Source organism: Bradyrhizobium sp. SHOUNA76 (assembly GCF_023006445.1).
GTDB lineage: Bacteria > Pseudomonadota > Alphaproteobacteria > Rhizobiales > Xanthobacteraceae > Bradyrhizobium.
The window spans coordinates 1-8,082 of the sequence record NZ_JALBHA010000298.1 but is presented as its reverse complement, the minus strand read 5'-3'; the positions used below and the strand labels follow the sequence as shown (position 1 = coordinate 8,082).

Annotated in this window: 7 protein-coding genes; 4 read left to right on the top strand and 3 right to left on the bottom strand. The window is 64.0% G+C overall.

All coding sequences use genetic code 11. The features are described from left to right. A partial coding sequence (locus MOV74_RS25070) for a Wzz/FepE/Etk N-terminal domain-containing protein (protein ID WP_246928746.1) occupies nt 1-699 on the bottom strand: 699 nt, incomplete at its 3' end. A 291-nt stretch (nt 700-990) separates the two neighbouring features. Further along, complete coding sequence (locus tag MOV74_RS25065; RefSeq protein ID WP_246928744.1) at nt 991-1,791, bottom strand: bifunctional 2-polyprenyl-6-hydroxyphenol methylase/3-demethylubiquinol 3-O-methyltransferase UbiG; 801 nt, start codon at nt 1,789-1,791, stop codon at nt 991-993. A gap of 394 nt (nt 1,792-2,185) precedes the next feature. Between MOV74_RS25065 and MOV74_RS25060 the strand changes: the two genes are divergently transcribed. After that, nucleotides 2,186-3,214, top strand: a complete 1,029-nt coding sequence (locus tag MOV74_RS25060; protein WP_246928742.1) for a glycosyltransferase family 2 protein — start codon at nt 2,186-2,188, stop codon at nt 3,212-3,214. A 3-nt stretch (nt 3,215-3,217) separates the two neighbouring features. Here MOV74_RS25060 and MOV74_RS25055 read toward each other — a convergent pair whose 3' ends face one another. After that, a complete protein-coding gene (locus tag MOV74_RS25055) occupies nt 3,218-4,210 on the bottom strand; it encodes a glycosyltransferase (RefSeq protein ID WP_246928740.1) in 993 nt (330 codons plus the stop codon). Nucleotides 4,211-4,453: 243 nt separating this feature from the next. On the opposite strand from MOV74_RS25055, the gene MOV74_RS25050 reads away from it, so the two are divergent. The 3 genes from MOV74_RS25050 to MOV74_RS25040 all read left to right on the top strand — a co-directional run. After that, nucleotides 4,454-5,554 (top strand): glycosyltransferase family 1 protein, encoded by a 1,101-nt coding sequence (locus tag MOV74_RS25050; protein WP_246928737.1) that lies wholly within the window; start codon nt 4,454-4,456, stop codon nt 5,552-5,554. Between the two features lie 3 nt (nt 5,555-5,557). Further along, nucleotides 5,558-6,910 carry an O-antigen ligase gene (locus MOV74_RS25045; RefSeq protein WP_246928735.1) on the top strand — a complete coding sequence of 451 codons (1,353 nt, stop codon included), beginning with the start codon at nt 5,558-5,560 and terminating at the stop codon, nt 6,908-6,910. Nucleotides 6,911-7,029: 119 nt separating this feature from the next. Then, on the top strand, nt 7,030-8,082 hold a 1,053-nt coding region (locus tag MOV74_RS25040; protein ID WP_246928733.1), incomplete at its 3' end, for a GNAT family N-acetyltransferase.

Here is an 8,082-nt window from a genome sequence, read left to right as displayed (position 1 = left end):
GCTGCGCAGCCGCTCGCGCAGCTCCTTGAGGCGGCCGGAGAGATCGTTGGTGGCGCGCCGTGCGGCCGAAGCCTGCGAGTTGCGGGATTCGGCGAGATAGGCGCTGGTGAGGGTGTTGGCGAGCATCGCCGCCTTCGCCGGATCGGTCGACCAGACCTCGATGTCGACGATGAAGCTCTTCTCGGTCTTGCGGATCGTAATGTGCCGGTTCAGCGCCTCGAGCGCCGCAAGCTGCACTTCCTTGTTGTCGGCACCGGAGGGCGCGCGGGGCTGCAGGCCGATCAGGCCGAGCAGCGACGACATCAGGCTCCTGCCGTCGCCGCCGCCGAATTCCGGGTCCTTGTCGAGACCAGCCTGCTGGATCACCTTGAGCAGGACGCTGTTGGAGGTGATCAGGCGCGCCTGGCTCTCCACCACCATGGACATGCCGGAGACATCCTGCGCGCGCGGCGTAAGCTCACGATCGACGAGCTGAAGCTCGCGCGGATCGACATAGAGCTGGGCGGTGGCGGTGTAGCGGGGCGTCAGGCTCTTGCCGATGGTGACGGCAAGCGTTGCGCCGAGCAGCGCGGCCGCGGCAATCGCGATCTTGCGCCGCCAGAGCAGATTGGCGAGCTCGAGAACGTTGAAGCCGGCCTGAGTCTTCTGTTGCGGGGGCTCGGGTCTCGCCCGATCGATCGGCTGGTTATAGTCAAGCATGATCCCCAGCTTTCATTCCAACTGCCGTAGGCTGAGCGGTTACTCTTCGCTCTACGCCATGCCCCCGGGATATAGGGGCCCAATCCACGCAACAGGGAAAATTAACCATACTCATTGAGGGACTATTCACCGAAATGGCAAACAAAGCGTTTAAGCGCATGCCAATCCGCGCTGCGTCCTCGTGACGCTCGGGATGCGTGAAATCCCCGGAGATTAACGGTTCGTTACCGCGCACGGCGTGGCCGCGAGGCTCCGCTTGTTCCGTGATGGACCGCGCGCGCGCCATAATGGTCAGCTTTTCCGCAGGATGACGTGATAGTCGCCGCGACGGACATCGATGCCGCGTGGAAGCACGGCGTTCAGCACGGCGGCGCCGGCGTCCACGAGGGACGCGAACAGCGGCTTGCGCCGACGCATCTCGGGATAGCGCGGACTCTCGACCTCCCGGCGGTAGATCATCTCGAGGCCGTTGGCGGCTGCGAACGCTTCGAGCCGGGGCAGCGTCACCAGCGGGTGAAAGAAGGTCGGGAATGGCGGCTCGCCGGGCAGACCGGCGTCCTTGATGCCGCGGATGTGCCGGTAGAACCAGACGTGAAACCAGTGCGGCGAATATTTGGTGACGACGCCGGACAGGGAGCGCGGATTGGGCGCGCCGATCAGCACCATGCCGCCGCGCTTGAGCGCATCGCGGAAATTCAGCAGCGCGGCGTCGACGTTGGGCAGATGCTCGATCACATTGTAGCAGATCACGAGATCGAAGGTCTCGCGCCCGAAACGGTAGGCCTGCACGTCGCCGAGGATCGCCTCGTCTGCGTAGCTGTTGTTGCGGACCTGGTCCTCGTCGATATCGACGACGGTGACCTTGCTGCGGTCAAGCATTTCCGGTGGCAGGACGCTGCATGAACCGCCGCCGGCTTCGTAGATGGCGAGTTGGCCTTTCGGCAGTTCGCGGCGCAGCACGTCGTGAACGGCGAGCAGGCTGTCGCGGGCTTCGCCGGGGACGAGATCGTGGAGCGCCTGGGTATATGCCGTGACCGCGGGGATATGGATCGCCGTGGCTGTCGCGAAATCGATCGTGGCTGGCTTGTTCATGTTTTTTGACCGCGCTTGTTCTATTCAAATTTACAGGAAAAATCTCGCAGGCCCGAAGAGCAAATCTGATGCCGCGTCGTCTCACCGGTCGCAGTGCTTACGGTCGGGTTAATCCGCATACGCATTAACTACGGCATTGTTCATGTTAGGTCGTTGTCGGCGCATGGACCGCGAATTGCAGTATCACGCGCGCATGATTTCGCGGAAGAAACAGGCGAAAGCGGTTAAACGCATGATGTCGGTTCAGGACGGCCAGGAGATCGGCGTGAGGCGCAGGCACGCGCATTCAACGGGTCGTCCATTTTGGGACGCATCTGTCCCGCGGCGATGTGCCGTCGCAGGACGCGGGATTGATGCAGGGCTTTTTCAACATATCTCGGACATCTAGAACGTCATGACCTTGATCCCGACAGACCTGTCCGCCATGCGCATCTCGGATGCCGTGCGCGATCCCAACCGGGAGATCGTGGCGAGCTCCCGGGTCATCGACCTGTCAGTCGGCATCGTCGTCTGCATCCCCTGCTTCCGTCGTCCGCAGCACCTGCGGCTGACGCTGGAATCGCTGGTGAACCAGCGTACCCCACGTTCCTTTGCCGTCGTCATGGTCGAGAACGATGCCGCGCAGCGCGAAAGCGCGCCGGTTGCTGCGGAATTTCTGGCCGAGGGCAGGCTGCAGGGCGTCTGTCTCGTCGAGAAGCGTCAGGGCAATTGCCAGGCGATCAATGCCGCGTTCGAGACGGCGCTGGCGCTGTTTCCCGCCGCGACCCGCTTCCTGATGATCGATGACGACGAGATCGCGTCAAGCGACTGGCTCGAGCTGATGGTTCGCACCGCGGAGGCGACCGGCGCCGACGTGGTCGGCGGGCCGGTGCTGCCGGTGTTCGAGGACGACAGCAAGCCGTGGCTGTCGCGTCATCCCGCCTTCTGTCCCGCCTACGACTATTCCGGCGCGGTGCCGCTGATCTATGGCTGCGGCAATTGCCTGATCACGCGTTCCGCCTTCGAGCGGTTCGATCGTCCCGCGTTCGACTTGCGCTTCAATTTTCTCGGCGGCGGCGATTGCGATTTCTTCGTGCGGTGCCGCGATGCCGGCATGATATTCCATTGGACGGCGGAGGCGGTCATCACCGAGACCGTGCCGCAAAGCCGCACCAGTCTCGGCTGGGTCGCAAAGCGTGGCCTGCGCATCGGCGCGATCAATTATCGCGTGCAATACAAGGCTGCTCAAAGCGCAAGCGCGCGCGCATGGGTGTTCGTGCAGATGCTCGGACGGCTGCCGCTGTCGCTGGTCCGGTCCGCTCGCATGCTGGCGACGTCGAAAGCCGTCGTCGCCATGCATCCGGCGCTGGTGGCGCTCGGCTCCATGCTTGCGGCGTTCGGCTTCGCGCCGAAGCCCTATGAGGCCTCCAAAATCGTGTCGTGACGGTTAGATGCCGAAGCGGGCGAGGGCGGTCCTTGCCGCGGCGCGCGGCAACGCCCTGAGCGAACGCCGGCCGACCATTCCGAGATAGCCCAGGGCTTGGCGATATCGCCCGAATCGGACCGCCTGCATCGCCGCATAGGTGATGAGATGAAGTTCGGCGGCAAGGCGCAGCCCGGACGCCGTACCTTCGGGCAATCTCGCCAGGATCAAACCGTCGTCGAACACCCGCGCGATGGCCGGGAAGAAGTCCTTCGGTGTCCGGACCGCGGCGTTCATGGTGTTGGCGGTGTGCAGGCGATAATCGAGCAGCAGCTTCGGCGCGAATTCGAACTCGCCGATCGCCGCGAGACGGCACCAGCAATGCCAGTCCTCGCAATATCTGAGCGACGTATCGAAGCCGCCGATGGCGTGGAAGGCCTCCGCGCGCGCGAGAGCAATACCGCCATTGACGATGAAATTGCCGGCCGCGAGTCGCGTCAGCACATCACCAGATGGCTTGCGACGTCTCTTCAACAGGTCGCGCCGCCCGATCTGGCGTCCCTCGCTGTCGATCGTGTTGTAGTCGCCGTAGACGACAACGGCGCGAGGCGCGCCGCGTGCTGCCGCCAGCAGCGCAGCCACCGCGCCGGGGCGAAGGCGGTCGTCGGCATCGAGGAAGAGCAGCCATTCGCCGCTTGCATGACGTGCGCCGAGATTGCGCGCAGCCGACACACCGGCGGAATCATTGGTCATCAGGCGCAGTCGCGGGTCGCGAATGGCACGGACGATCGCGGTGGTATTGTCGGTCGAGCCGTCGTCCACGACGATCACTTCGCCGACCTCAACCTGCGCCAGTGCGCTCGCGAGGGTTTCGCCGACATAGGTCGCCACGTTCTTGGCGGGAATGACGACGGACACCGACGTGGGCGAACTCGACGTCAGCGGCTGGCGCACCGCCGGAGCGCTGCGTGCTGTGGCCGGCAGATCGAGAACGTGTTCGGCAGTGATCTGAGCCACGGCTCGCCTTTAAGAGTCTGTTAACCAGGACGCCGCTGCTGAATGAACGATGCGATCATTCGCAGCCTTGGATGTTTGCAAATGATACTCGGATTGCGGCCCGATCGTCGCCGCGAAGGCGTGTGTCGGCGTGGTTTCGTCAATTAGCGTTAAGCCACTGGCATTAAGCCTGTGGCAGATTTGGAGGAGAGCGACAGCCGGTCCCATGCGAGAATGAGCATCCGGCTGCCGCGGATGGATCCAGTGCCCGTAAAGACGTTCGAACACGACCCCGATGCGATGATCCTCAACCTCTTTTACGAGGACAAGGACGACCGCTGGTTTCCCGGCGACCGGCATCTGCGGCGCATGGCTCGCCGCGTGCTGCTCGGCGAGCCGCGCATGAGCGGCCAGCTTCGCGTATTCCTCAATCTCTGTGCAGGGCTCGACCGGCTCGGTATCCGCTATCGCGTCAACGATTACGGCTACATCGCACGGCATCCGGACGAGCTCGCCTGCATCATCGGCCGCACCTTCCTGCTCGACAAGTTCGCGTGGAAGAACCCGATCCTGCTCGGCGTCGCCGCGCACAATCATCCGCTCGACGATCCTGATCTGTTCAAGCGTCTCCCCGTGAAGAAGGTCGTGGTACCCGGCCCGTGGTACGTCGACATGTACCGGCCGTACTGGCCCGAGACGGAGGCATGGCCGGTCGGCATCGACACCGATCTCTGGGCACCGTCGCGCGGCTCGCAGAAGACGGTCGACGTGCTGATCTACGACAAGGTTCACTGGGACCGCGAGCGCTATGCACCGGAGCTGATCGAACCCGTCCGCGCCCGTCTGCGAAAAGAGGGGCGCTCGTTCATGGAGCTGCGCTACGGCAGCTACAAGGAGGAAGACTATCAGGCCGCGCTGGCGAGCTCGCGCGCGATGATCTTCCTCTGCCAGAACGAAAGCCAGGGCATCGCCTATCAGCAGGCTCTGTCTTGCGGCGTGCCTGTTTTCGCCTGGGATCCGGGTGGCCCATGGCGAGACCCCGACTACTATCCGCACCGCGTGCAGTTCGCGCCGGTGTCGTCGGTGCCGTATTGGGACGAGCGCTGCGGGGCCAGGTTCGCCGACGTCGCGGGGTTCGAGGCGGGGTGGGAAAACTTCTGGGCCGGCTGTGCCGCTGGCATGTTCGATCCGCGCGGTTTTATCCTGGACAGTCTCACGCTCGAGCAACGGGCGCTGCAATATTACGAGATTGCGCGGAGCATCGTGCGGCAGCCGCCGGCGCAGACCTCCGCCACGCCTGTTGAGGGGTGCTCGGCAGCGTTGAGCCAGGAGCTGGAGCCTCACCGACGCCACCAAATGTCTTGAGCCATGGACCGCAGCGCCGCTGACATCACTGAGCTCGAGGTCCGATCGTTGGGCCGTGTCGTGCGCGATGGCCTGGCGCAGCTCAATGCCGTGCAGGCTGCGCGTTGTCTCGTCGCCGTCGCGTCGCTGCTGCTGGTGCTGGTGACGCTCGATCCCTTCCCGGACCTGCGCAATCCCGATGTCACCAATGTCGTCGGCGGACGCATGGCGCTGACCTATGTGTCTTGGGGGCTGCTGGCTGCGGTCGCGGTGCTGTTCGTCGCCGCGACGGATGGGCCGGCGCTGAAGAGCCTGGTGACGCCGCTTCATCTCTGCCTTGTGGGCTGGCTGCTAATCAACATCGTCCTCTCCGAAAGCCCAGGCGTTTCGATCCAGCGGTTCGTGCTCCTCGCAAGCGTGACGTCGCTCGCCGTTCTGCTGCCATTGCTGCCGCCGACGCAGCGCAGCTTCAATCTTTGCCTGGGTGCCGCCGCGCTGGTGTTGCTCGCGCTGTGCTATCTCGGCGTCTTCCTCGCGCCGCAATATTCGATCCACACCTCGCTTGATATCGCCGAGCCGCAGCTCGCCGGCGACTGGCGTGGCAGTTTTGGCCACAAGAACGTCGCCTCACCCGTAATGACGATCCTGGTCTATGTCGGAATCTATCTGTCCGCCGTGGGCTCGTTCGTGATGGGACCCGCGATCGCGGCGCTCGCCGGCATCTTCCTGATCTTCACCGGCGGCAAGACGTCGTCGGTGCTCTGCCTTGCGGTCTATGTGCTCGCGTCGCTGGTCTATGTCACGCCAAGCCTGTGGCTGAAGCGGATCATCTGCTTCGTGCCGCTGATTGTGATGAACCTGCTGACGGTCGGCAGTGTCTTGAGCCCCGCGCTCGGGGCCATGACGCGGCTGCTTCCGCTCGATCCCACCTTCACGGGCCGTTCCGCCATCTGGGAGTTCGCGCTCGCGGCCTTCGCCGAAAAGCCGATCATCGGTCACGGCTATGCGGCCTTCTGGGACGACGTCACGGCACGGCAGACCGCCCAGGGCGCTGAATGGGCGACGTCGGCGGCGCACAGCCACAATAGCTATCTCGACCTCGCGGTCACCATCGGCCTGCCGGGACTCGTGCTCGTGATCCTCGTCTTCGTGCTCGCACCGCTCGGCAATTTCCAGTCAGCCCGGGCTCACAGCCGCAGTGGCACGCTGGCAAAGCTGTTCCTGACCGTATGGCTGTTCGGCCTGTATTACGGAGCGACCGAGACGTTCCTGCTCGAACGGCAGAATCCGATCTGGTTCATGTTCGCTCTGGCGGTGGCCGGTCTGCACTTCCTGGCGCGATTCCAGTGCGTCGCGCAGACGGAACCGAAGCAATGACAGCTTGTCGCATCCAAGGCTGTTTGTCGTGGCAATGGCTTAACGATAAGCGCCGTTCCTCGTGGTCTGCGACAATACATAACCTATTACCGAACATTCAGTAGTCGTATGTCCCGCGAATGACGTTCCTCAGCGTCGAGCAATTAGATGGTCTTGTGTCCAGCACGTCGGGAATCGCGATCGATTTCGTGCGTGATTGGCGCCAGGCCGCTTCGCGCCTGTACGCCGGGCATCGCACCGCTTTCCAACATGGCTACTGGCTTGGAGCCTGGTACCAGGCGTTCGATGATGTCGCGCCGCTGATCGCCGTGATCTCCGATTCCGCCACCGGCAAGGACATCGCGATGGTGCCGATGATCAGCCACATCAGGCGCGGCATCCGCATCGCCGAATTCGCCGATCTCGGCGTCTCCGACAACAACGCGCCGATCCTGGCGCGCGATGCCGCGTCGGATGCGGTGGCGATGCATGCGATCGGCAAGGCGCTGGTCGAGGCGTTGCGCGCCTTGCCCGACGGCTTCGATTTGCTGCGCCTGAGGAAGATGCCGGTCGAGGTCAGCGGCAAGCCGAACCCGCTGGTGTCGCTCGGCCGGATCGGGTCCTCTTCGCTCAACGGCAATCTCGTGCAGATGGGCGATGACTATCGAGCCTACCAGGCCTCAATCAAGCGCATGCAGATGCCGCGCTGCTGGCGCGTCTTCACCCGTCATGCCGGCGCGCGGTTCGAGATCGCCAAGGATGTCGGGCGCGCGCATGAACTGATGGACGTGATGGACGTCCAGCAGCAGGCGCGCATGCAAAAGCTCGGCTCGCCCTTCGTCCTCGACGACAAGACCCATGCGCGATTCTATCGCGAGGTGGTCCGCCAAGGCATTGCGGAGGGCTATGCCGTCGTCTCGGCGCTGGTGTGCGACGAGGGTATCGTCGCCACCGCGCTCGGCGTCCGGCACGGTGCGACCTATTACCTGCTGCGCATCAGCCATGGCGGCGATTCATGGTCGAGCTGCTCGCCGGGGCTGCTCGTCGCCGAGCGCACCCTGGCGGCGCTGCATGCAGAGGGCGTGCGCCGTTTCGACCTCAGCATCGGCAATCAAGACTACAAGCGGCGCTTCGGCGCCGCGCGGGTGCCGCTGACCGATGTCAGCGTCGCGCTGTCCTGGCGCGGTCTGCCC